Raw genomic sequence first — 24342 nt, 5'->3', positions numbered from 1 at the left:
TTTTTTGTTGGCATTATTTTGTTATAAGCTTTGAATATAATTGTAGGCTTCTTGGCCAGCTTGACCACCGTCACCAACTGCGGTTGAAATTTGCCGCAATTTCTTTTGACGGATATCTCCAGCAGCGAAGATACCAGGAATTTTCGTCAACATGTTCTCGTCAGTAATGACCCAGCCTTCCTCATCGGTGATGCCAAGGTCATCAAAGCCAGCTTGGTTGGGGAGGAGGCCAATATAGATAAAGACCCCATCACAGTCTTCGACATACGAACTCCCATCCTTCTTAACAATTCGAACCCCCGTCACCTTCTGACCGTCGCCTAGAATTTCTTGGACTTGGGCATCCCAGGTGAAATCAATCTTCTCATTAGCAAAGGCCCGCTCTTGAAGAATCGCTTGGGCCCGCAACTGGTCGCGTCGGTGGACAATGGTCACTTGCTTGGCATACTGGGTCAAGTAAGCCCCTTCTTCAACAGCTGAGTCTCCTCCACCTACAACGATCAACTTACCATCCTTGAAGAAAGCTCCGTCGCAAACAGCACAGTAGCTAACCCCGCGCCCAGCATAGTCAGCCTCACCAGGCACATCCAGGAGGCGGTGGGTGGACCCCGTTGCAATCACAATCGCCTTAGCTTGGTAGGTTTCAGTATCGGTTTCAATCGTATGGTAGGGTTGGCCAGGATGAATCGCTTTAACATTCCCGTAGGCATAATCTGCCCCGAAACGCATGGCCCCTTCATACATGCTGGTCGCCAGGTCTGGCCCTTGGATGCTAGGGAAGCCTGGATAGTTTTCCACTTCAGCTGTATTCAAGAGCTCGCCCCCCGGTACACCCCGCTCTAAGATTAAAACCGATAGGGCTGCCCGTGAGGTATAGAGGGCTGCGGTCATCCCCGCTGGCCCACAGCCAATAACTAAGACGTCATATTGTTTAATTTCTTCAGTCATTCTCTCACTCCTTATTTAATTCGTCCTCAAGACTCAGGAGGTAGTCGGTCAGGCCTTGGCGGATACTCTCTTGGCCTAAACCATACTCGATGGTTGTCTTCATATAGCCAAGCTTATCCCCGACATCATAGCGTTGGCCCGTAAATTCGTAAGCAAATACTCGCTGGGTACGATTCAAACGATCAATCGCGTCGGTCAATTGGATCTCATTGCCTGCTCCTGCTTTTTGGGTTTCTAAAAGGCCGAAGATTTCAGGTGTTAATAAATAACGCCCAATAATAGCCAAGTTAGAAGGCGCTACAGAAGGATCCGGTTTTTCGACAAAGCGACGGACATTGTAGATGCCATCACGGAACTTAGCTTCAGGATCGATGATTCCATACTTATCGGTATCTTCCTCGGCAACAGGCATCACGGCAATGTTGGAAGCATGGGTCTCATTATAGGCGCCAATTAATTGCTTGGTTAAAGGTTCCTCATCTACCATCAAATCGTCCCCGAGCATGACCACAAAGGGTTCGTCGCCAACAAAAGCCTTGGCTTGAAGGACCGCATGGCCGAGGCCTAGTGGGTAGGATTGGCGCTTAAAGTAGAGGTTAAGCCCAACGTTCTCCTGAATTAGTTCTAGTAATTGGTCCTCACCCTTCTGCTTGAGGACGCCCTCGAGTTCAATATTCGAATCAAAGTAGTCTTCTAGAGGGCGTTTACTCTTACCCGTGATGATTAAAATATCTTCTATTCCCGACGCTAATGCCTCTTCCACAATAAATTGGATGGTTGGCTTATTGACAATCGGTAGCATCTCTTTAGCCATGGCCTTGGTTGCCGGTAAGAAACGGGTGCCAAAACCAGCTGCTGGAATAATTGCTTTACGTACTTTTTTCATAAGTCCTCCTTAAGAAATTACTTTAAGTTCTTTTCGCCAGATAGTCAATTAATGCGCTTCGTAATTGGGCTTCTTCCTTACCCTCCCGCATCATCAGCTGGGTTAGGGCTTCTTCCACCGGCATGCCTTCATAGAGAATAGCGTAGAGAGCATTGGTAATGGGCATATCGACACCCAAGTCAGCCGCTAATTCATATGCCGCCTTGGTGGTTGGAATCCCTTCGACGACCATACCCATCTTAGCTTCTACTTCTTCAGGGCTAGCTCCCTGAGCAATCTGGTTGCCGGCCCGCCAATTCCGAGAGTGGACGCTGTTACAGGTTACAATGAGGTCGCCCACCCCGCTTAAGCCAGAAAAAGTTAGAGGATCTGCACCCATAGCCAGGCCCAAGCGGGTAATTTCGGCTAAACCACGTGTGATCAAGGCTGCCTTGGTGTTATCCCCATAGTTTAAGCCATCTACCCCGCCGGCCGCGACCGCAATAATATTCTTCAGGGCCCCACCCAATTCCACACCGATACAGTCAGTGTTGGTATAAACCCGGAAATAGCGGTTGAGGAAGACGGCTTGGACTTCCTTGGCCGCTTCTAAGTCTTGGCTCGCTGCTGTGATCGTTGTGATATGGCGGACAGCCACCTCTTCTGCATGACTTGGTCCAGACAGTGCCACGATGCCACGGTAGTCGCAGTCTTCTAGGACTTCTTCGATAATTTGACTGATCCGCAAATGGCTGCCTTGTTCCAAGCCCTTAGAAGCATGGAGGATAAGCGGCGGCTTGTCTGCTTCCGAAGTTTGATCAGAAGCTAAAACTTCCTTCACTTGTTGACTGACAGACCGGATAGCCTTGGTCGGCACCACAAAGCAGACCATATCAGCTTGCTTGAGTGCCTCGCTTAGATCCGTCGTCACTAAGATATCCTCAGCCAGGTGCAGGTCGGGCAGGTAGCCAGCATTAATCCGGGTCTGACGGATCTCTTCTGCTTGCTTTGCATCAATGGTCCAGAGCCGAACCTGGTGTTGGTTGTCATTTAATACCATGGCTAGAGCCGACCCCCAAGAGCCAGCGCCTAGTACAGCAACACGATAACTTTGCATTTAGTTCTCCTCCGTTTTCTTCTGTTCAATCGCATAGAGACTCGCTTCCTGGTAGGGAGTGGGAGCTTTTTTCCAGCGCCGCCAGATAATTGCGCCTAGGCCAATAAGCACCAAGACTAAGGATAAGACTTGAGAGACACGGAAGGGGCCCCAATAGAGGCTATCTGTCCGCAGCCCCTCAATAAGGAAGCGTCCGATCCCATACCAGATCAAGTAGAGGAAGGTCGTCTCCCCTACTCTCAGTCTGCCCCTAATATTACGTAAATACAAGAGAACCGCAACCCCTAAAAGGTTCCATAATGACTCGTAAAGAAAGGTCGGATGGTAGTAAACCCCGTCGATCTGCATACCTTCCACAATAAAATCAGGTAAGTGGAGGCGGTCACGAAGAAATTCTACCGACACGGGGCCTCCATGGGCCTCCTGGTTAACAAAATTTCCCCAGCGACCAATAGCTTGGGCAAGCAGGAGGTAAGGAGCCATCACGTCCGTCAAAAGCAGGAAGCGCCAGCCCTTAGACCGACAATAAAGGTAAATAGTCAATAGGGCTGCTAAAACTCCCCCATAGATGGCAATCCCACCATTCCAAATTTGGATAATCTCATCCAAGTGCTGGCTATAATAATCCCATTCAAAGATCACATAATACAGTCTGGCTCCGATAAAGCCAATGGGAATGGCCCATACCAAGACATCTAAAATTAAATCCTCAGACCAGCCCCGCCGCTTAATTTCACGGCTACCCAATTGAATAGCTAAAAGGATTCCACCAGCTATGATAATCCCATACCAACGAATGGGCCAGCCAAATAGCTCGAAAGCGACGGGATCAATGGCTGCTAAAACATAGTCACTCAACATATTATCCTTCCTCTTGGCTGTTAGTTTCGATTAAATGCGTCAAACGATCCTCAAATTCCTTGGCAGAATTATAGCCAAGATCATTGGCTCGGAAATTCATGGCGGCCACTTCGACGATGCTCGAAATATTCCGCCCCATCTGAACCGGAACAGTAATCTTAGCCACCTTCACTCCAAAGATATCCTCCTCTTCGGCAGCGGTTCCCAAACGGTCATACTTGTCCCCTTTGTGCCAGAGTTTCAACTGGATAATCAAGTTCACCTGCTGCTTCTGGCGAACAGCTCCTGCGCCGTAGAGGGTCATAATATTAATAATACCCAGGCCCCGAATTTCCATCATGTTTTCAAGAATAGCGGGTGCCTCCCCCATAATTGTATACTCATCTCTTTGATAGAGTTCAACCCGATCATCGGCAACCAGGCGGTGTCCATTCTTAACCAGCTCGAGGGCAGCTTCCGACTTACCAACGCCACTCTCGCCCATAATGAGCACACCTAAACCATAAACCTCAACAAAGACGCCATGGCGCGAGGTACGGGTTGCCAAACGTTCCTGAAGATAGGTCGTCAGACGAGAAGAGAGGTGGGTGGTCGAGGTATTGATTCCAATCACCGGAATATGGTTTTCATTAGCTGCCTGGATCACCTCATACTCCGGCCGCAAGTCGCGAGAAAAAACAAAGACCGGTGTCTTATCCCGGGCCAGACGCCGCATCACCAATAAACGTTCTTCACTGGTCATCTTGCTCATAAAAGAATGCTCATTGCGGCCAAAAAGTTGGATCCGTTCTTCAGGATAATAATTAAAATAACCGGTCAATTCCAATCCCGGGCGTGAAATATCTGATACTATGATCTCTCGATCTAGATAGTCCTCGCCAGAAATAATATTCATCTTGAGTGCCTCTACTAGCTCACGAACTGTAACTACCGCCATGTAGAACTCCTTCCATCCTTCGCATCAATGCTGTTTTTCTCCTATTTTACCATAGATTCCCCCAAGAAGCTTCACCGACATCAAGGACCGCTCCTTAGGCAGGCAAAGAAAATAAAAAAGAAGCTGAAACAAATTAGCTTCTTTTTGTTATAGGTTAAAAGTCATTCCAATTTTCCTGTTGATCATCATCAATGTGTTCCGCTTCTTTAATGCGTCCAAAACCTCGGGGGTGGCGGTGGGTTTTCTCAGCTTTGCGCTTAAAAGGCTTTCCTTCACTTGGAATCAAATAAGCCGCCACGATGTAGATCAGGATGAGGAAGGGATTGAAGAAAGTGAAGATGGCGTAAAGCCAGCGAATAAGGGTTGAGCTGACGCCAAAATAAGCTGCCAGGCCCCCTAGTAAGCCGGTTAGAACGCGGTCTGTTTTGGATCTTCTTAATTTTTTTGTCATGATTAGCCTCCTATTGCTTAGCCTCTGCCTTCAACCAGATATCTCCAGAAACGGATGACAGGTTGATTTGGGCAGGGCGTGTCTCGCCTAAATAATATATGCTCTTCGCTTGGTTAAAGCGAGAATCAGCCAAGGTTTCTACCTTAAAGCTTTCTTGCCGCCAACGTATTGTCCCATTATTGGAACGCAGGTCAGCATTCAAACTCGTTGCTGGGTTGACATTGAGCTTGACATCTCCCGAAGTGGTCTGGCAGTTAACGGTCTCTAAGTCTGGGCTTGTCACCGTCAACCGCAAGTTCCCATTCAGGGTGTCCATGGCCAGCTCGCGAACCTCTCCAATAAAGCGCTGGTCCCCATTGGCTGTCTGCGCATCCAGATGGTCAAAGGCAACTTGGTCCAAGACCACTAAACCATTCTTGGTATTCACCCGGCCACTGTTTGCCTGGCACTCAGCGACCCGGATATCCCCATCAATGGTATAAAGATCCAGGCTTTCCGCTTCTAAACCAGTCAGCTGGATGCCTCCTAATAAACTCCTAAAATTCAATTGGCTGAATTTTACTTTGGGCAGGCGCAAGCGGATATTAGTAGACAGCAGGCGGTTATTTAATTCAAAACGTAAACATCCGCCTTGGTTTTCAATCAGGGTTCTTTTTCTAAAGGCCTCTTCAACGCTTTCTTCCTGGTACTTACCTAGGATAGTCCCTGTCACTAAGACTTCCACCTGGTCGATCTCGGCGACTTCAACCAGAATATCTCCCTTAGAGATTGAAAAATCAAAATCCTTGGCGATCTCGTCAAAAGTAAAGCGCTCCTCAAATTGCCGGGTGACTAAGTGGGGACGGGGGATTCCCGACCGGCCCCTGTCAAAGTGAACCGTTCCTTCAACGGCCGTCTTAAGGTCCTTGAACATTTGCCCCAAGCCTGATTTCTCTTCCTGGTCGGTCTTTGCTTTTGGCTCCTCTACTGGCTCGTCTGCTGAGTCGTTATTTGATTGACTAGCTTGGTCCCGCAAGCAAGCCAATTCTGCTTTAAGACCCTTGATCTCTTCTTCTAAGGCCAACTTGGACTCCGCTTCGTCCGCTGATTCAGCCAACCCCAGTTCTTCTAAGGCAGCCTCCTTGACATCTAATTCAGCTTCTAATTTTTCTTCGCGATCTAAATAGTAATTTTTCAGAATAGCTTGGGCTAAGTCATCCTGGCCTTGGTCTTCATAGAATTCCGCCAAGGCTTGTGCTTCTTCAAATGAGAGGCCCTGCTTCTGCTTTTGGCTATCACTTTCTTTAGCTTGGCGCTGTTCTAAAAGCACCAAGGCTTCTTCTCGACTGAGTAAACCTTCTTGAACTAATTTCAATATCCGTTGTTTGTCCTCACTCATCGTGTCGCCTCCTTGTTTATCTTGACCCTATTATCTCAATTTTTTCAAGCTTTAGCATAGGCCCTGAGATGTATTTATCCAGTAAGCCCCCGAAAGGCACAGCGGCTGCCTGCTGGACTGGCTGTCACTGCCAATTGAACTGGCAGCTCCTGCTTCAATTCCTCCACATGGGAAATAATCGCAATCAAGCGGCCACTGGCTTCCTGGAGCTCAATCAAGGTATCCATAGCCTGGTGGAGGGACTCTTCATCTAAGCTGCCAAAGCCTTCATCAATGAAGAGGGTCGAAATTTCTATCCCGCCTGCATGGTTTTGAATTACATCGCTTAAGGCTAGGGCCAGGGAGAGTGAAGCCTTAAAGCTCTCACCCCCTGATAGGGACTGGACGCTGCGGCTGCTACCGGAATAATAATCCATTACTGCCAAGTCTAAACCCTTAGCAGCTATCCCCCCCTTGTCTGTGTGGTCTCGCAAGAACTGGTAGCGACCGCTCGTCATCTGCTTAAAGCGTCGATTGGCCTGCTGGATGATCTGATCAAAGTAATAAGCTAAGATATAGCGCTCAAAAGAAATACGTTGGCTGCCTGACCGTGTCCCGTTAGCGACTTCAGCAAGTAAGACCAATTCCCCGTAATGTTGGGATTGAGCTTGGTAGCGGGCTAAGCGGGCACTGAAGGCCTGGTCGAGCTGATCTAGGCGGGCCAGCTGGGTCAAGCGACTATCCCGGAATTTTTGTTCTTTTTGAACTTGATCGCTTACTTCCTTGAGACGGGCTTGAGTTTGGTCAAGGTCTAGAGTCTCCTCCCTAGTAGCCAAGGCTTGACGGTTCTTGGCTATTTGTTGGTCCAGAGCATAACGGTCTTGTTCATAATTTCGCCAAAATTTCTCCACAGCTGACCAATCTTTATCCGCACGGTGGTAGGTAGAAAGGTCTTCGGCCGTGAGATCAAAATCGGCTAGGCTAGCCTGGAAGTGCGACCAGCCCTCTTGGTAACGCTGGTCTTGCCGTCCCAGGCTCTCTTCCAAGCCATCTTTTTGTGCTTTTAAGCGAACCACTTGGTCACTTGCTGCTTGGAAGCTGGCTTGAGCTTTTTGATAGGCCTCTTTTACCTTTTGAATTTTCTGTTCAAGTTCTTTTTCAGCAGCCAGGAGGGCATCCATTTCCTGGTAGTTTAGCTGGGCAGCCAAAGCCTGCATGTCCTCTTTTAAGTCCTTATACTGACTTTCCTGGTTATCCAAACGTTCCCTGAGCTGACCTTCTTCTTGTTTGACCGCAACTTGTTTTGCTTGGTAGGTCACGAGATCTTCTTGGACCTGGTCATAGTCCCTTTGGCGCTGGGCTTGGGCCTTCTCTTTGGCTAATAGCTGGTCCGCTTGGTCTTTTAGGCGACGGTCTTCTTCTGACAAGTCAGAGGAGAAGCCCCCTTCTTTTGCCTGGTCTTCCAGCTGGTTTATAAGCTGCTGAAATTCTTTTTGGGCATAGCCCAGCTGGCTACCCAGCTGGGTCAAATCCTGGTAGGCCTGGCGCTCCTCAGTTTCTAAACTGGCTATATCTGGCACCGGCCCCTCTTGGTCACTTGTCCCTTCATAAGGTACTGGATGGTCCAAGCTCCCACAAAGCGGACAAGCCTGGCCAGGGACTAAGTCAGCCGCTAACTTGCCCAGATAATCCGCTTGTTCCCTGAGCCGGCCTGCCTCAAGCGCCGACTGAGTCTGCCGCCAAGTCTCTTGAGCTGCTTGGTAGGCTAGCTCAAGCTGGCTAAACTGGTCTGCCTGCTCCTGCTTACTTGCCATTAAGTGGCGGTAAGTCGCATAAGCTGCCTGCTTATTTTCCAATTGGTAGCGCTCCTTAAGCAAGTCGTCAGGATTCAACCAGTGAGCCTGGATCTGCTGAGCTTTTTCTTTAGCTAGGTCAATCTTTTGCTCAAGCCTTGCTTGGTTTTCCTGAAGGGCAAGAAGTTTCTTTTGACTCGCCTGGATGGATTGGTCAAGTGCTTGGATATTTTCCCGTTTTTTCAACCAGGACTTTAAGTCATGTTCCTCCAAACGCATCTGGGCCAGCTCTTCCTCCCAGTCGTCGACTTGGGCATAGGAGTCTTGACTGGCTTCTAAGCTGCTTTGAGCAGCTTCTTTAGCGGCCTGGTATCGGCTAGCTTCTGCTTCGACTTCCCCCAGCCGCTTTCTTTCCTGGCTAATGACTTCCGCCAATTGTTCCAAATCAGCTTGATTCTTAGCTAGGGGCCGCGTTTTTTGATAGAAGTCCCAGTCCGCTTTGGCCTTATGATAGACCGAAGACTTTTGGTCTAGGTCAGCTTGTACTTGGGCCAAGCGGTCCGCTTCTTTTAAGCGTTCTAAATGTTGGTTTAGCGCCTGACTTTCTGCTTGCCCATCTCCGATCTTCTTTTCCGCTGCCTTAACACTTGCTCGCTGGTCTTCCAAAGCCTCCGCCACTTGGTCCCCAAAAGAGGCGAAATCTTCTTGATTAGCAGCTTCTCTTAAAGCTTCTTGACTCGCTTCATCTAACAAGTCCAGGATAGCCGCTTGATCCTCTTTAAGGGCTTGGTAGTCTTGGCCCATTTCTTTCTCTAAAGTTTGTTTCTTGGCTAGGAGGTCATCCTGGAAGTTTTTAAGCTGGTAGGTCGTAAAAATCTTGCGGAAGATGACCTCTTTTTCACGGCTAGGGGCCTCTAATAGCTGCTTAAATTCACCCTGGGGGAGCATCACAATTTGTCGGAACTGGTCGACACTGAGGCCTAATAGTTCTTCTAGGGCCTGGTTAGCTTCTTGGGTCTTTTGGAAGACACGGTCCCCTCGGTCGAAAGTTACATTTGCCTTCAGATTAATCGGGCGTTGGGTTTTAGGACTGGGGCCCTTTTGCTGGGGGATGCGTTTAACGGAATAAGTCTTTCCGCCAAGTTCAAAGCTCAAATAAACATAGGACAGTTCATGGTCACTAGCTAAGTCTGATTTGAGCTCAGCCTCCTGGCGCGAACTGCCGCTGGTCTTCCCATAGAGGGCATAGACAATGGCATCGAATATGGTCGTCTTACCAGCGCCAGTAGGGCCTGTAATTAGGAAAAGCTGGGTCTGGCCTAGGTCCCGGAAATCAATCTGCATCCGCTCACGATAGGGGCCAAAAGCTTGCATCTCTAATATAATCGGTTTCATTAGTCACGTACCTCCTCTCCTCTGCCTTGGGCCTCAGCCATGACTTGCTTAACCACTTGCTCTTGGTAAGCCGTCAAGACCTGACCCGTTTGATCTTCATAAAACTCGGCAAAGACCTGGCCTAAAGCTTCTTTTTGCTGGGCCTGGTAACCCGTTTCAGATTGTGGTTGATCGACTTCTAGGGCCGAGTAGGTCAAGGCCATAATGTGGGGATAGACTTTGCGCAAGCGTGCCATCGCTTCATGGACAGGCTGGGCATCGGTCAATTCCACATAGAGGTAGTCATCGGACTGGTCGGCCATTAAGTCTTCAAAAGTCCCCTTTATCTGCCGCAAATCATATTTAGGATGGATGGGATGGGGGGTAACGGTCAAGTCTTCCTTGGTCAGATCAACTTCCAAAAAGACCTTCCGCTGACGGGCTTCCGATTTTGAGTATTTTAAGGGAGAGCCGCTGTAGTAGATATGCTGGTTCTTAACAAACTGGCGGCCGTGCAAGTGCCCTAGGGCGACATAGTCAAAATCCTCAAAGAGATCAGCAGGCACATAGGCAGAGTTCCCCATGCTCAGGGGACGCTCAGACTCTGTATGCTCTAAATCTGCCCCCGCCTCGTCCAAATCGACATTGGTTACATAGCCATGGAAGACTAAGAGGTTGAGGCGGTCAGGTTGCCAGTCCCCCGCTTTAATGGTTTGGATTTGAGCCGCTAGCGCATCGGCCATCGAGCGGATTGTCTGGTCAGGGTATAACTTTTGGATTTGACCATAGTCACTGTAGGGCAGAAGATAAACATCGGCCTCTTCCAGACAGACACGGCGGATTTCTTTTTTAACCATCCCCTCTAGGTACAGACCCTCCTTTTCTAAGATAGCAGAAGCATAGTCGATCCGCTCCCCGCTATCATGGTTGCCCGAGATAATACAAATAGGGCAAGCGATTTCTTCCGACATCTGGGTCAATAATTGATTGCACAGGTGGACACTCTCGCGATTAGGAAGCGACCGATCATAAAGATCCCCCGCAATAATCACAAGATCGGGCTCCATCTCTGCTACCTGACTGATCCATGCCGTTAAAACTTCCGCCTGGTCATCGAGCAGACTTCTTTCGTTGATCACTTTTCCGATATGCCAATCGGAAGTATGGATAATTTTCATATGGACTCCTCACTCGGTGAAAAAGAGGCTGGTAAATTCGTCCACCCTCTTTGACACAACTTATTCATTTTCCAGCAATGGTTTTAGGTATTGACCGGTGTAGGAAGCTTCCACTTGGGCCACTTCCTCAGGGGTCCCGCAAGCAACGAGCTGGCCACCCTTTTCACCGCCTTCTGGTCCCAAGTCAACAATATAATCAGCAGTTTTAATCACATCTAGATTATGTTCAATAATAATCACCGTGTTCCCCGCATCCACTAGACGCTGGAGGACCTCTAAGAGACGCTTAATATCATGACTATGTAAGCCGGTCGTTGGTTCATCAAGGATATAGACCGTCTTCCCTGTCGCCACGCGCTGGAGCTCACTAGCTAATTTCATCCGTTGGGCTTCACCACCGGAAAGCGAAGGCGCAGGTTGACCCAGGCTAACATAGCCCAAGCCTACATCCACCATGGTCTGCAATTTACGCTTGATCTTTGGCACCGCAGAGAAGAAGTCCAAAGCTTCCTCAGCCCGCATGTCCAAGACCTCCGCAATATTCTTTCCTTTATAAGTGACTTCCAAGGTCTCCGCATTGTAGCGGGTCCCCTTGCAGAGCTCGCAAGGCACATAGACATCTGGCAAGAAGTGCATTTCTACCTTAAGGATACCGTCACCCTTGCAGGCCTCACAGCGCCCTCCTTTGACATTAAAGGAGAAGCGTCCCTTATTGTAGCCACGGATCTTCGCCTCATTGGTTTGGGCAAAGAGTTCCCGAATATCGTCGAAAACAGAGGTATAGGTCGCTGGATTCGACCGGGGTGTCCGGCCGATTGGACTCTGGTCAATATCAATAATCTTGTCTAGGCCCTCATAACCAGAAACACTATCTGCCTTGCCGGGATGAATTTGTGCCCGGTTGAGGTCGCGCGTCAAGGTTTTCTTAAGGACTTCGTTGATCAGCGAACTCTTACCCGAGCCAGAAACGCCAGTCACGACATCCAAACGCCCAATAGGTAGGCGGACATCGATCCCTTTCAGGTTATTCTGGCGGGCGCCCTTAATCTCTAGCCAGCCTTTATCTTCCTGACGACGTTCGGATGGGACTTCAATGGCCAGGTCCCCACTCAGATAGCGGCCTGTCAGCGAATCAGGATTTTGAGCCACTTCTTGGGGTGTGCCGCTAGCCACGACTTCTCCCCCGTGCTCACCAGCACCTGGTCCCATATCGATAAGATAATCCGCTGCCCACATGGTCTCCTCGTCGTGTTCCACTACGATGAGGGTATTCCCTAAATCACGCATTCTCTGCAGAGAACGGATCAGGCGGTCATTGTCTCTTTGATGGAGGCCTATCGAAGGCTCATCTAGGACATACATGATACCCGATAGGTTAGATCCAATCTGGGTAGCCAAACGAATACGTTGGGCTTCCCCACCCGATAAGCTGCCAGCTGAACGATCGAGTGTTAAATAATCAAGGCCAACTTCTTGTAAGAAACCCAGCCGAGACCGTAATTCTTCAAGAATAGGTTCAGCAATTTCACTATCCTGTTCCCCCAAGTGGAGTTGCTTAAAGAAGTGGATCGTTTTCTCAATCGGCATGGCCGTTACTTCGGCTATATCCTCACCTTCGACCTTGACACAGAGGGCTCGCTCATTCAAGCGTTTGCCATGGCACTTGTCACAAGGCAATTCGGCCAGGTATTGCCGCATATTGTCGCGCACCATATTGGAGGAACTGTTATGGTAACGCCGGCTGACATTATTAGCGACTCCTTCAAAGGTCATATCCTTATCTTGGACCTTGCCAAAGTCATTAACATAGTGAAAATGGAAGGTCTCATCCTTAGAGCCATAGAGCAATAAGTCCCTCTGCTCTTCTGTCAGGTCTTCAAAAGCTTTGTCGAAAGGAATATCAAAGGCTTCCGCTGCTTGTTTTAAGAGGGTAGGATAGTAGCCTGACCAATTAGAATTCCAAGCCTGAATGGCGCCCTCTTCTAGACTTTTGGACGGATCAGGTACCAGTAAGTCCAAGTCAACCACCAATTTCTGCCCCAAACCATCGCATACTTCACAACGTCCATAGGGTGCATTGAAAGAAAAGAGTCGAGGTTCCAGTTCCCCTACGGTAAAGCCACACAGGGGGCAGGCATAATGCTCAGAAAAAAGGATCTCTTCCCCATCAATGATATCCAAAAGGGCATAGCCATCCGTTAGGCGGAGGGCGGTCTCCAAAGAATCTGCTAAACGCGTCCGGATACCGTCCTTAATGACTAAACGATCAATCACAATATTAATATTATGTTTCTGATTTTTATTCAGTTCTGGAATGTCCTCGATATCATAGAGCTCGCCATCAATTTGAACCCGGACATAGCCCTGCTGTTGGATCTTTTCTAGCAAACGTTTATGCTGGCCCTTCTTGCCGTAAACCACTGGTGCCATGACCTGGACGCGGGTTCTCTCTTCCAAGGACTCCGCCCGCTCAATCATCTGGTCAATGGACTGACTAGCAATCGGTGTCCCATCATTGGGACAGATGGGGTGGCCTACCCGGGCATAGAGTAAACGTAGGTAGTCGTTCACTTCCGTAATCGTTCCTACAGTCGACCGAGGATTTCGGTTGGTTGTCTTCTGGTCAATTGAGATAGCGGGACTCAGCCCATCGATACTATCAACATCTGCTTTACGAGAATTCCCTAAGAATTGACGAGCGAAGGCTGACAGGCTTTCAATATAACGGCGCTGTCCCTCCGCATAGAGCGTATCGAAAGCTAGAGAAGACTTTCCCGAACCTGATAAGCCTGTTACAACGACCATTTCATTGCGTGGAATTTCAACATCAATATTTTTTAAATTGTGAGAACGCGCCCCACGAACCACTATTTCATCTCTCACAGACTTCACTCTTTCTTTGACAATTTATCCATGTATACAAACAAGTGTTCTAATTCATTATAGCATGGATCAAAGGAATTAACTATATTATACTCCACGCCCCATTCTAAAGCTTTCCTAGTCGATTCTCAAATGATTTGCAAAAAAATAAGCCGGACTCGAGGTCCGGCTGGATAAAATATAATTTGATTAACCAAAACGTCCTGCAACATAATCGGCTGTCTGCTCGTTATTTGGATTATTGAAGATTTGTTCGGTTGGTCCGAATTCAATAATCCGTGAATGACCAGGCGCTCGATCAGGGTCAGCATAGAAGAATGCTGTATAATCAGATACCCGGGCTGCTTGCTGCATATTGTGGGTTACGATAACAATAGTATATTTTTCTTTCAACTCTTGAACAAGTTCTTCAATCTTAAGGGTTGAAATTGGGTCCAAAGCTGAAGTTGGTTCATCCATCAGTAAGATTTCAGGTTTTACTGCAAGGGCACGTGCGATACATACCCGTTGCTGCTGACCACCAGAAATCGCTAAACCAGACTTGTTAAGGTCGTCTTTGACTTCATCCCAGATGGCAGCCCCTTTAAGAGAAGTTTCCACGATTTCATCTAATTCTGCCTTATCTGTAGTCCCGTGAGTCCGTGGCCCATAAGCTACATTGTCATAGATGCTCATAGGGAAGGGGTTAGGTTGTTGGAAAACCATCCCCACCCGTTTTCTCAAGTGGTTAACATTGACATCCTTGGCATAGATATCCTTACCATCTAAAGCAATCTCACCTGTAATTTTGCAACCTTCAATTAAATCATTCATACGATTTAAACTCTTTAAGAAGGTTGATTTCCCTGAACCTGATGGGCCGATTAAGGCGGTTACCTGTTTTTCATAAATATCCATATCGATATCTTCCAAGGCTTGGAAATTGCCATAAAATAGGCTCATATTCCGAGCAGTCATTGTTACTTTGTGTTCTTCTGCCATTTTATTTTTGTCCCCCTTGAGCTCCTAATTTATTGGATAACCAAGTCGATAATCCGTTGATAATTAATACAAATAATAGTAAGACCACACCTGTTGCCATGGCTTGGTCACGGTGCAAGCCTTCTGTTGATAAAATATACATGTGTAAGGCCAGTGTCCGACCAGATGCAAATAAGCTATCGGGCAAGCTAGTTGCGGTCCCTAAGGTGTACATAAGAGCCGCCGTTTCCCCAACAATCCGTCCAATCGCTAAGATAATACCGGATAGGATACCAGGCATAGCCACTGGTAAAACGATCTTGAAGATGGTCCGTAGTTTACCAGCCCCTAAACCAAAGCTCCCTTCACGCATCTTATCGCTGACAGACATCAAACCTTCTTCGGTATTCCGAATAATTAATGGAAGGACCATAACCGCCATGGTCAAGATACCTGCTAGTAATGAATATTGGAAGCCAGCAGCAATAACAAAGGCTAGCATCCCGAACAAACCATAAACAATGGATGGAACCCCTGATAAGGTATCAGAAGCTACCCGAATGGCTTCTACCCATTTATTATTCTTACCAGCATATTCAATCAAATAAAAACCAGCGAATACCCCCAAAGGTACAGCAATTAACAAGGCACCTAGGATCACATAAATAGTTGTGATAATGGCGGGCATCATCGACACATTATCAGTTGTATACTCAAAGGCAAAAAGGTCTGCTGATAGGTAAGGAATCCCGTTAATTAACACATAGCCGATAATATAGATAAGCCAAGCAAAAGTTACGATAGTAAAGAAATAGGTTAGGTACTTTAATGCTTTATCCATTAGCCTTGCACGCCTCCTTTGCGTTTAACAACTGCTAAGATCCCGTTGATCATTAGGACGATGACAAAGAGTACAGCCCCAGTTGCAATGAGAGCGCTCCGGTGGTCGCCAGATGCATAGGCCATTTCTAACATAATGTTAGCTGTCATGGTCCGGGTCCCTTGGAAAAGACCTTTAGGGAAGACAGCTGCGTTCCCGGCTACCATGATAACCGCCATGGTTTCGCCGACAGCCCGGCCAATCCCCATAATAACGGAGGCCAGAATCCCCGAGCGAGCAGCTGGTACCATAATGCGGTAGGCTGTCCGGTCGTGAGTTGCCCCTAAACCAACAGAAGCTTGGTAATAGGACTTAGGAACCGCACGCAAGGATGATTCAGACATGGTAATAATAGTCGGTAAGATCATAATACCCAAAACTAGGCCAGCTGTAAATACACTCATCCCGCTGGAAGGAATTCCCATCGACCGAACTGTCTTACGGATAATCGGAACTAAAACCACCAAACCGAAGTAACCATAGACGATGGATGGAATCCCAGCCATCAAGTTGACCCCTGGTTTAAGGATTTTATGCAATTTGTCAGGGCAGTAGAAAGCCATAAAGACTGCTGTAAAAATGCCTGTCGGAACTCCAAACAAAATAGCCAGGCAGGTTACATAGAAAGATCCAACCAGCATTGGAGCAATCCCATAGATATCATTAGTTGGCTTCCAAGTATCACCAAACAGAAAGCTTCCCAGCCCATAGTCAGCTAAGAAAGGAATACTGCGTGCAAAAATGAAGTAGCAAATTGCTGCTAAAGCAAAGATAGACAGCAAGGCGCAGATGAAGAAAATCCACTTCATTACGACTTCAAGTGTATTATTTTGATTCATTGCTTTCTCCTCTAAAATATACAAGTCTCATAAACATTGGAAAACAGCTACTAGTGTTCAATAGTAGCTGTCCTCCTCTCTTCTTAAGCTAGGTCACTATTTAACTTCTGACCAATCTGTGATTTCACCCACGAAGATACCTTTAACACTTTCTAAAGTAATATCTCCTAAACCATTTTCATTATTTACAATAACAGCAATCCCATCTTGGGCAATTGCTTCTGCTTCAACATCTGTTTCGTCTTCCTTAAGTTCACGGGAAGCCATACCGATATCAGCGGTTCCTTCTTGGGCAGCTTGTACCCCTGCACCAGAACCGTTTTGGGTGATGTTAATGCTTACACCTGGGTTTAACTTTTCATATTCTTCTTTTAATTTTTCCATAACAGGGCCAACAGAAGTGGAACCAGAGATATTGATATTTCCTTCTGCAGAACCGTCGCCGGCATAAGCCTCAGCATCGCTCTTCACTGGTACATAGCCTTCAGCTAAGATAATGTCTTGGCCTTCCTTAGAGAAGATGAAGTCATGGAAGTCTTGAGCTGCGCCTTCTAAGTCGCCCTTGTGAACAATATTAAATGGACGAGCAATCGCATAGTCACCAGAGGCAACATTTTCTTCAGTTGGCTCAACCCCATTGACATTTAAGGCCTTAACGGTATCGTTTAATGACCCTAAAGAAATGTAGCCAATAGCTGCTGGGTCCCCAGCGACAGAAGTCATCACGCCGTCTGTTGAGTTTTGGATATCTGCCACATCCGTTGTGTTATCGTTGTCGCCTTCTTTAACACCTGTAATTTCAACAAAGGCATCACGTGTACCAGATCCTTCTTCACGGCTGATCACTTGGATTAAACCTTCAGGAGCACCAGAAGCGCCACCTGCATCAGCTTCAGAATCACCGCTATCGCTAGCTGAGTTACCACATGCTGCTAATAGAGCCGCACTCCCTAATACAGTGATTAATTTTGAAAACTTCTTCATTTCTACCATGAATTAACCGTCCTTCCTAAACTCTTGGAGTTCATTTGGATTAATAATTTTTGCTATATATTAATCATACACGTTAAATGTAAATTTCTTGTATAGTTTGGGCTAAAAATCCGCGAGTAATGTTAAAGTTTTGTAAATTTTGTGTAAAGTTTGTTATAAATTAAAATTAAAAAAACTATTCTTCTAAAATCTCAATTCCGTCATCATTATCTTCTAAGTCGAGCATAGGCAGATAGACATTGAAACAAGAGCCCTGACCATACTGACTCTCTACATGGATCTTCCCGTTCATGCTATTGACCAAGTTACGAACAATAGATAAACCGAGTCCTGTCCCCCCTGAATTGGTGGACCGATCCTTGCTCACCCGGTAAAAGCGTTCAAAAATACGGGGCAGGTCTTCACGGGGGATCCCGACACCATTATCCTTGACGCTAATATGAACATAACCCTCTGCTTCCATCAGGTCTAAGATAATCCAGACATCGCCACCAGGATTGGTGTACTTGATCCCATTGTTCACGAGATTCGTTAATATTTGATCGATCCGGCCAGCTTCACTATTGAAAATAATCGGCTCCTCTCGAAGATTCACTGTATGGAGTGAGATTCCTTTCCGCAAGGCTAGTTCTTCCGCTTGCACCACAGCACCGTTAGCCAGAACTTCCAGGTCGATACTTTCTACCTTATGACCAATCTGATCCTGTTCAATCTTAGACAAGTCCAAAATATCCGAAATTAAAGAGGTTAAACGATTACTTTCAGAAGCTATGATACCGACAAATTCCTGGGCCAAGTCAGGATCTTCCAAGGCCCCATCCAAGAGGGTTTCAGCAAAGCCTTGGATCGAGGTAATTGGCGTCTTCAGCTCGTGGGAGGCATTGGAAATAAAATCTGTTCGAACCTTCTCTAAGCGTCTAATCTCCGTAATATCATAGATCAGGACAATTACCTGGCTCCCCGTATCAGGACCCGCCGGCGATTCCTCGATATAAATCACATTCACATCTAAGATAACCTCTTTGGGATAGTATAAATAAACCTCATCGTTGTAATTACTCTTGTCTTGAAAACAATTCTCAATCATCTGTTTGAGCCGGTAACCATGGAGCACATTATCATAGCGCTTGCCCCAAATATCATTCGTCTCAATACCTAGTATCGTAAAGAAGGCTGAGTTACTTACCTGGATACGCTGCTGGTCATCAATAAGAAGGACCCCAACAATCAAGTAGTCAATCAGCTGGTTTAAGCGTTTCTGTTGGGTTAGAATCTGTCCCTGCTGCCGTTCTAAATTCTCTGCAAGACCGTTAATATTGCGACCGATTTCATCGAACTCCTCGATCCCCTTACTTTCATAGCGACTCTGATAATCATTATGGGAGAGATCATCAACAATCCTGGTAATAGCCTGGACAGGATTCGATAAACGTTTGAAATAGTAATAAAGCAAGGCTAACAAGACTGCCATAGCCAGTATCGAACAAATAAAAGCAATCCCCATCAAACGTGATTGGGCAGCAGAAAGATCGGACACCGCCCGGATAATTTGAATATAAGCGATGGGATCGCCCTTGCTATTGCGCATAAATTCCGTGTACTGGTAGATGGTATTATCTTCGGAATTGTTATCATGGGTCTTAAAATCTGTCGTATTGGCCCAGGCTCTGTCAAAAGCTTGACTTTCTCGAGGTGCAGCAGGCAAGTCAGCATTCCCCATAGCAATTAATTCCCGCTTATCCATATCATAAATAATGATCCGCTCAGCTGGGTTGAGAACACCAATCAAGTTATTGATCATTCCCACCCATTTGCGGTCACGATTTTGAATATTTTCTTCATCCAAGGACATAAAAGATTTGCGCAAGGTAGCAGCTGTCTCTGTCATCTGTTCCTGCGTTTCCTCACCGACAGCGTGTTCCACCACTAAGTTGGCATTATAGGCAAAGAGAAAACTATAGAGAATAAAAAGTAGGGCAAAAAGACCCGTTAAACGTGCTGTGAGCCGCTTCATGGCTTAGGAACCTCAAACTTATAGCCGAAGCCCCGAACCGTCTTAATATACTGTGGTTTCTTGGTATCCTCTTCAATTTTCTCACGCAAATGGCTGATGTGAACATCCACAATACGTGTTTCAACCGGATAGTCAAAATCCCATATTTTCTGAAGCAATTGTTCCCGCGATAGAGTCCGGTTCACCCGTTTGGACATATAATAAAGCAAGTCAAATTCTTTAGGTGTCATGTCAACAAGCTGGCCGCGCACGCTAACGGAAAAGTCTCCCGTATTGATGATAATATCTCCCACCTTGACCAACTCATCTTCCTCTAAGTCATCCACTGGAACAGGATAAGAATTTTCTGCTACATGTTGGCGCAAGGAGTCAGCCTCTGCTTGGGACTTGGCTTTTTCTTCCGATTGCCGAGTAGAACGGCGCAGGATCGCCTTCATCCGTGCCAAGACTTCGCGTGGACTGAAGGGCTTCGTCATATAGTCATCCGCCCCTAGTTCAAGCCCGATAATCTTCTCCAACTCTTGGTCCTTAGCTGTTAGCATGAGGATGGCTGTTTCGATATTTTTTTGCCGGAGACGGCGGCAAATTTCCATCCCATCAATACCCGGCAACATAATATCCAAGATGATCAAGTCAAAGTCATTGCTTTTCCCTAATTCGTAACCCCGGTTACCATCTTCCGCCGTCGTCACGTCATAGCCTTCCTTCTCTAAGTTAAATTGCAATAACTTACGAATTGACGCTTCATCATCAACAATTAGTACCTTTTTCATTCCTTACACCCCATCTTCATCACGACTTAATTCTCAACTTCATTATCCAACTGAGCCTTAAGATAGGCATCAATAAAGAGATCAATCTCGCCATCCATCACCCCATCGACATCGCCTGTTTCGCAATTCGTTCGGTGGTCCTTGACCATGTTATAAGGATGGAAAACATAAGATCGGATCTGAGAGCCCCAGGCAATCTGAGATTTCTCGCCGCGGATTTCATCCAACTCTTTGGCGTTTTCTTCTTCTAGAATTCGAGCCAATTTAGCTTGGAGCATCCGCATGGCGACTTCCCGGTTCTGGAACTGGGAACGCTGGTCTTGAGAGGCAACAACAATTCCCGTGGGCAAGTGCTTGAGGCGGACAGCTGATGATGTCTTGTTAACATGCTGGCCCCCAGCCCCTGACGCGCGAAAAACGTCCATTTCAATATCATCCGGATTAATCTCAATCTCTGTCTGTTGGTCAATCTCTGGCATCACCTCTACTGAGGCAAAGGAGGTATGCCGGCGACTATTGGAATCAAAGGGTGAAATTCTTACCAAACGATGAATCCCATGTTCAGACTTCAAGAGGCCATATGCATTGTGGCCAAGAATTTCCATCGAAACCGTCTTAATGCCTGCTTCATCCCCAGCTTGATAGTCTAAGTAATTAATCTTATATCCATGTTGGCTCGCCCAACGTTCGTACATCCGGGTCAACATACTCGCCCAGTCTTGGGATTCCGTTCCCCCAGCTCCTGGATGAACTTCAACGATCGCTGAAAGCTTATCATACTCGCCACTGAGCAGCATGTTTCGTTCATACTTAGCCATTGCTTGGGTGAAAGCTTGCATCTTATCCTGCAATTCTGTCCCAAGATCGGGATCATCAGGTTCCTCATTGACCAATTCATAGAGAGTCTCAAGTTCCTCGTACTCTTCCTCCAAGTCATGGAAGGTTTGATAAACAGACTTCGCCTGGTTATTGGCTTGAATCAATTCCTGAGCTTTGTCCGAATCGTCCCAAAAGGATGGATCCAGCATTTTCGCTTCGTTTTCAGCAATCGTCTCTTCCAAACTGTCTAAGTCAAAGAGACCCCCTGAAGCTTTCCAATTGATCGCGGTTTCCATCGAGCGAGTGACGAATTTCGTACAATTCCATTATATCCCACACTTTCTATCTATATAATTAGCTAAAAACCTTCAATTCTAATTATAAAGGAATTTCTAGCAAGCACAAGTTGAATCCTCTTTCGGCCAGCTTGCAAATCCACACAAAAAGAGCCAGCCTGAGACTGACTCTTTAAGATAAATGATTTTTTACAGACTGTCTTAGTCTTTAGTGAACTCTTCTTCAATATCAATTAAACCATATTTGCCATCATGACGTTTATAAACTAAGGCAAAGCTTTCGGTTTCTGCATTTTCAAAGATGAAGAAGTTGTGGCCGAGTAAGTCCATTTGGAGAACAGCTTCTTCTGCTGACATCGGTTTAACTGAGAAAGTTTTTTGACGAACGATTTCAATCCCATGATCGTCGCCCCCAGTTTTCTGCTCATCAGCAGCAATTTCACCGAGTCCTTTTTCCCGAGAGCGGCGGTTCATCCGTGTTTTATACTTGTGAACTTGGCGCTCTAGTTTATCTACCACTAAATCGATGCTCCCGTAGAGGTCTTGTGAAGTAACTTCTGCACGGAGCGTCAATCGTGGGAGAGGAATGGTAACTTCTGCTTTCGCATCATGGTTTTGATAAACCTTAGCATTCACGTATACTGTTGCCTCTGGATCATTATCGAAATATTTCTCTAGCTTACTAATCTTATCTTCCGCATATTGACGGATAGCCGGAGTAATTTCAATATTTTCTCCCCTAACATTATAAGTAAACATAAATACTCATTCCTTTCTAACCAGTTTCCTGGCGAAAGCTCATTCGCTTTCTTGATTCTAATCTTATTATAAAAAATAACGCTTTCTTTTTCAATGAAAAGGCCTTAGAAATTTAATTTGTTCAATCTATCGTGCCAAAGTAAAGCCCGATAAATCCTGATAACCCGCTTGGTTGAGGGCTTGGTAACAAGCAAACATAGTGGCTCCCGTGGTATAGACATCGTCAAAAAGAATAAAAGCCTGGTCTTTGGGATAGGAAAAAGTTGGAGCTAAACGGATACCGCGGTCCACTTGGAGGCGCTCGCGTCGTCCCTTGAGTGCTTGCTTCCCTTCCTTGGACTGGCTAGGTAAGAAAGCTTGTTCATAGGGAAGGCCGACTGCTTCTAGGATACATTCGGTTTGGTGGAAGCCCCGCTTACGGTAATTGGACTCACTCGACGGCAGAGGCAGCCAGATAGCTTCCGGCCGTTCTTGGTGAAAGTCACGCATGACTTGTTCAAAAGAAGCAGCCAATCGCACATCCCCCAAGCGTTTGAATTGGTGGAGCCAGGCCTTAAAGGCTGCGTCGTAATGCAAGAGGGCGCAGTTTTTAAAATGCCAACCCTGGTCCTGCCAGCGCAGGCAGTCCCTACAATAAACACTATCTAGGTCTTCATGGGGGCGCCCGCATTGCTGGCAGGTTTGCCCACTTATCCAAGCAAAACTTTGCCAGCAGGCTGTACATAACTTAGCTTCTGTAATAGGGTGGAAAGCTAAAAAATCCTTGAGTGAGAAATGAGCCGGCATGCTTTCTTGGCACAAGAGGCACCTAGTCATCGAGAAGCCCCCTCTCACGAGCAAGACGGTTCATGCTTCTAATCTGCCTGATTGCTGCCTGGCTGGCCCGCGTTTTTCCCTGGTGGAAGAAGACCACCTCTCCTGTCGCTGCGTCCGCCTTCCGTCCCACCCGGCCGCTGATCTGAACCAGGGCCTGCTGGGTGAAGGTCCGATCTTCCGTGCCGAGAACCGCCACATCAATATTAGGGAAGGTCACCCCTCTTTCGAGAATCGTCGTCGTAAGCAAGAAATCATAGCCATCCTCCCGCATGACCTGGACCTTGGCTGTGCGCTCAGGATCTTTAGCAGATACACTAGCTAGGCGGGCCTGGTCAAAAACGCGGTGTAAGACCTCCTCCAAGGCCAACATCAAAGGAATATGGGGTAAAAAGAGCAAAAAGCGACGTTTGGCCTCTAGCTTGCTGCCTATCCAGTGCTGCAACCGGCGGGGCAATTTAGCTTGACTCAGGGATTGCCGCCAATCGCCAATCCAAACATAGTGGGGAACAGGCAAGGCCTTACGGTGGTAGCGGGCAGGTAGGATAAAAGCAGCCACTTCTTGTTTGTTGATCGCTGCTTCCTGTCGCCGACTAGGAGTTGCCGATAAGAAAATTCGCACGCCCCCTTCAACTAGCGCATGCTCAGCCGCAAAATGTAAAGTTGGGTCATCGACAAAAGGAAAAGCATCCACTTCATCGATAATAATGCCATCAAAATATGCTTGAAAACGGATGAGCTGGTGGGTGGAACAAATGGTCAACGGGCAGTCACGAAAAGACTGGTCGGATTCCCCGTGCAAGAGAGCGATATCAAGCTGGGGGAAGGCCGCTTGTAAGCGGGGGTAGAGCTCATTACAGACATCCAAGCGTGGACTGGCTAAGGCCAGACGTTTGCCGTTCGCCATGGCGACTTGGAGGGCCGAGAATAACATTTCCGTTTTCCCCGCTCCAGTTACTGCCCAAATAAAACAATCTTTCCCCTCTTCGAAGCTCTGCCGGATCTTCTGGGCGCCTTCTGCCTGCTGGTCGGATAATTGCCCCTGCCAGGCCAGACAGACTTCCGCTTCCGACGGCTTAGCCGCCAGCTTACGGGGAAGGTGGTAGAGCTTATCGCAAGAAGAGACTTTGCCAAACTGTAGGCAAGATAGGCAATAATAACAGTCTTCACGTTGGAAACAAAGATTCCGGTAAAAAGCCGCCTGGTCCTGGTTGTGACAACGCTGGCAGCTTAACTGTCCATACTGGCCATTCACCGCCTCTAGGCACTGGGCCCCTTCCAACCCTTCGATCTGCTCAGGAGCTAGCCCCACCTCTTCCGCCGTCAGCAAACGACCGCGCAGGCTATCCATTAAATCTTCTTCCATACATCTTCCTCCTTACTCATATATAAACCAAAACTTTATTTATTCACTAAATGCTTTTATAAAAGT

20 protein-coding genes are annotated in these 24342 nt (G+C 47.1%); all 20 read right to left on the bottom strand.

Annotated elements, in window-relative coordinates; all coding sequences use genetic code 11:
• Nucleotides 1-21: 21 nt before the first annotated feature.
• Entirely contained in the window at nt 22-948 is a 927-nt protein-coding gene (gene trxB / locus HMPREF2626_RS00300) for a thioredoxin-disulfide reductase (RefSeq protein ID WP_070616484.1), read from the bottom strand.
• A 4-nt stretch (nt 949-952) separates the two neighbouring features.
• Nucleotides 953-1834 (bottom strand): UTP--glucose-1-phosphate uridylyltransferase GalU, encoded by an 882-nt coding sequence (gene galU / locus HMPREF2626_RS00295; RefSeq protein WP_070616481.1) that lies wholly within the window; start codon nt 1832-1834, stop codon nt 953-955.
• Between the two features lie 22 nt (nt 1835-1856).
• A complete protein-coding gene (locus HMPREF2626_RS00290; RefSeq protein ID WP_070616479.1) occupies nt 1857-2930 on the bottom strand; it encodes an NAD(P)H-dependent glycerol-3-phosphate dehydrogenase in 1074 nt (357 codons plus the stop codon).
• A complete protein-coding gene (gene lgt / locus HMPREF2626_RS00285; protein WP_070616477.1) occupies nt 2931-3791 on the bottom strand; it encodes a prolipoprotein diacylglyceryl transferase in 861 nt (286 codons plus the stop codon). It abuts the gene before it with no gap.
• A gap of 1 nt (nt 3792) precedes the next feature.
• Nucleotides 3793-4728, bottom strand: a complete 936-nt coding sequence (hprK, locus tag HMPREF2626_RS00280) for an HPr(Ser) kinase/phosphatase (protein ID WP_070616475.1) — start codon at nt 4726-4728, stop codon at nt 3793-3795.
• A 154-nt stretch (nt 4729-4882) separates the two neighbouring features.
• The gene (locus tag HMPREF2626_RS00275; protein WP_070616473.1) at nt 4883-5179 is read right to left on the bottom strand and encodes a PspC domain-containing protein; all 297 of its coding nucleotides are present in this window, start codon (nt 5177-5179) and stop codon (nt 4883-4885) included.
• Between the two features lie 10 nt (nt 5180-5189).
• Nucleotides 5190-6557: a DUF4097 family beta strand repeat-containing protein gene (locus tag HMPREF2626_RS00270; protein ID WP_070616471.1), complete on the bottom strand. Its 1368-nt coding sequence runs from the start codon at nt 6555-6557 to the stop codon at nt 5190-5192.
• Nucleotides 6558-6631: 74 nt separating this feature from the next.
• Nucleotides 6632-9724: an AAA family ATPase gene (locus tag HMPREF2626_RS00265; protein ID WP_070616469.1), complete on the bottom strand. Its 3093-nt coding sequence runs from the start codon at nt 9722-9724 to the stop codon at nt 6632-6634.
• A complete protein-coding gene (locus tag HMPREF2626_RS00260; protein WP_070616467.1) occupies nt 9724-10881 on the bottom strand; it encodes an exonuclease SbcCD subunit D in 1158 nt (385 codons plus the stop codon). The genes HMPREF2626_RS00265 and HMPREF2626_RS00260 overlap by 1 nt, the downstream gene beginning before the upstream one ends.
• 60 nt (nt 10882-10941) lie before the next feature.
• Entirely contained in the window at nt 10942-13764 is a 2823-nt protein-coding gene (uvrA, locus tag HMPREF2626_RS00255; RefSeq protein WP_070616465.1) for an excinuclease ABC subunit UvrA, read from the bottom strand.
• Between the two features lie 189 nt (nt 13765-13953).
• Entirely contained in the window at nt 13954-14745 is a 792-nt protein-coding gene (gene pstB / locus HMPREF2626_RS00250; RefSeq protein ID WP_070616463.1) for a phosphate ABC transporter ATP-binding protein PstB, read from the bottom strand.
• 1 nt (nt 14746) lies between these two features.
• The gene (gene pstA, locus HMPREF2626_RS00245) at nt 14747-15565 is read right to left on the bottom strand and encodes a phosphate ABC transporter permease PstA (protein ID WP_070616460.1); all 819 of its coding nucleotides are present in this window, start codon (nt 15563-15565) and stop codon (nt 14747-14749) included.
• Nucleotides 15565-16443 (bottom strand): phosphate ABC transporter permease subunit PstC, encoded by an 879-nt coding sequence (pstC, locus tag HMPREF2626_RS00240; protein ID WP_067974634.1) that lies wholly within the window; start codon nt 16441-16443, stop codon nt 15565-15567. The genes pstA and pstC overlap by 1 nt, the downstream gene beginning before the upstream one ends.
• A gap of 96 nt (nt 16444-16539) precedes the next feature.
• Nucleotides 16540-17436, bottom strand: a complete 897-nt coding sequence (locus tag HMPREF2626_RS00235; RefSeq protein WP_070616458.1) for a substrate-binding domain-containing protein — start codon at nt 17434-17436, stop codon at nt 16540-16542.
• 175 nt (nt 17437-17611) lie between these two features.
• Nucleotides 17612-19450 (bottom strand): two-component system histidine kinase PnpS, encoded by a 1839-nt coding sequence (pnpS, locus tag HMPREF2626_RS00230; protein ID WP_070616457.1) that lies wholly within the window; start codon nt 19448-19450, stop codon nt 17612-17614.
• The gene (locus HMPREF2626_RS00225; protein WP_070616455.1) at nt 19447-20223 is read right to left on the bottom strand and encodes a response regulator transcription factor; all 777 of its coding nucleotides are present in this window, start codon (nt 20221-20223) and stop codon (nt 19447-19449) included. Before HMPREF2626_RS00225 ends, pnpS begins: the two co-directional genes overlap by 4 nt.
• A 26-nt stretch (nt 20224-20249) precedes the next feature.
• Nucleotides 20250-21369 (bottom strand): peptide chain release factor 2 gene (prfB, locus tag HMPREF2626_RS00220; RefSeq protein WP_371325967.1). Its coding sequence is split into 2 segments (ribosomal slippage): nt 20250-21308 and nt 21310-21369, totalling 1119 coding nucleotides; the frame shifts between segments, so codons are not numbered across the junction.
• Between the two features lie 170 nt (nt 21370-21539).
• On the bottom strand, nt 21540-22097 hold the full coding sequence (gene hpf / locus HMPREF2626_RS00215; RefSeq protein WP_070616451.1) for a ribosome hibernation-promoting factor, HPF/YfiA family: 558 nt from the start codon (nt 22095-22097) through the stop codon (nt 21540-21542).
• Between the two features lie 126 nt (nt 22098-22223).
• Nucleotides 22224-22913, bottom strand: a complete 690-nt coding sequence (locus HMPREF2626_RS00210; RefSeq protein ID WP_070616450.1) for a ComF family protein — start codon at nt 22911-22913, stop codon at nt 22224-22226.
• Nucleotides 22906-24276, bottom strand: a complete 1371-nt coding sequence (locus tag HMPREF2626_RS00205; RefSeq protein WP_083294259.1) for an ATP-dependent helicase ComFA — start codon at nt 24274-24276, stop codon at nt 22906-22908. Before HMPREF2626_RS00205 ends, HMPREF2626_RS00210 begins: the two co-directional genes overlap by 8 nt.
• Between the last annotated feature and the right edge of the window lie 66 nt (nt 24277-24342).

The sequence above is a fragment of the Aerococcus sp. HMSC062A02 genome (genome assembly GCF_001809535.1).
Classification (GTDB): Bacteria; Bacillota; Bacilli; order Lactobacillales; family Aerococcaceae; genus Aerococcus.
Note: the sequence above shows the minus strand (reverse complement) of the source record. Positions and strands in the feature narration are given on the sequence as shown.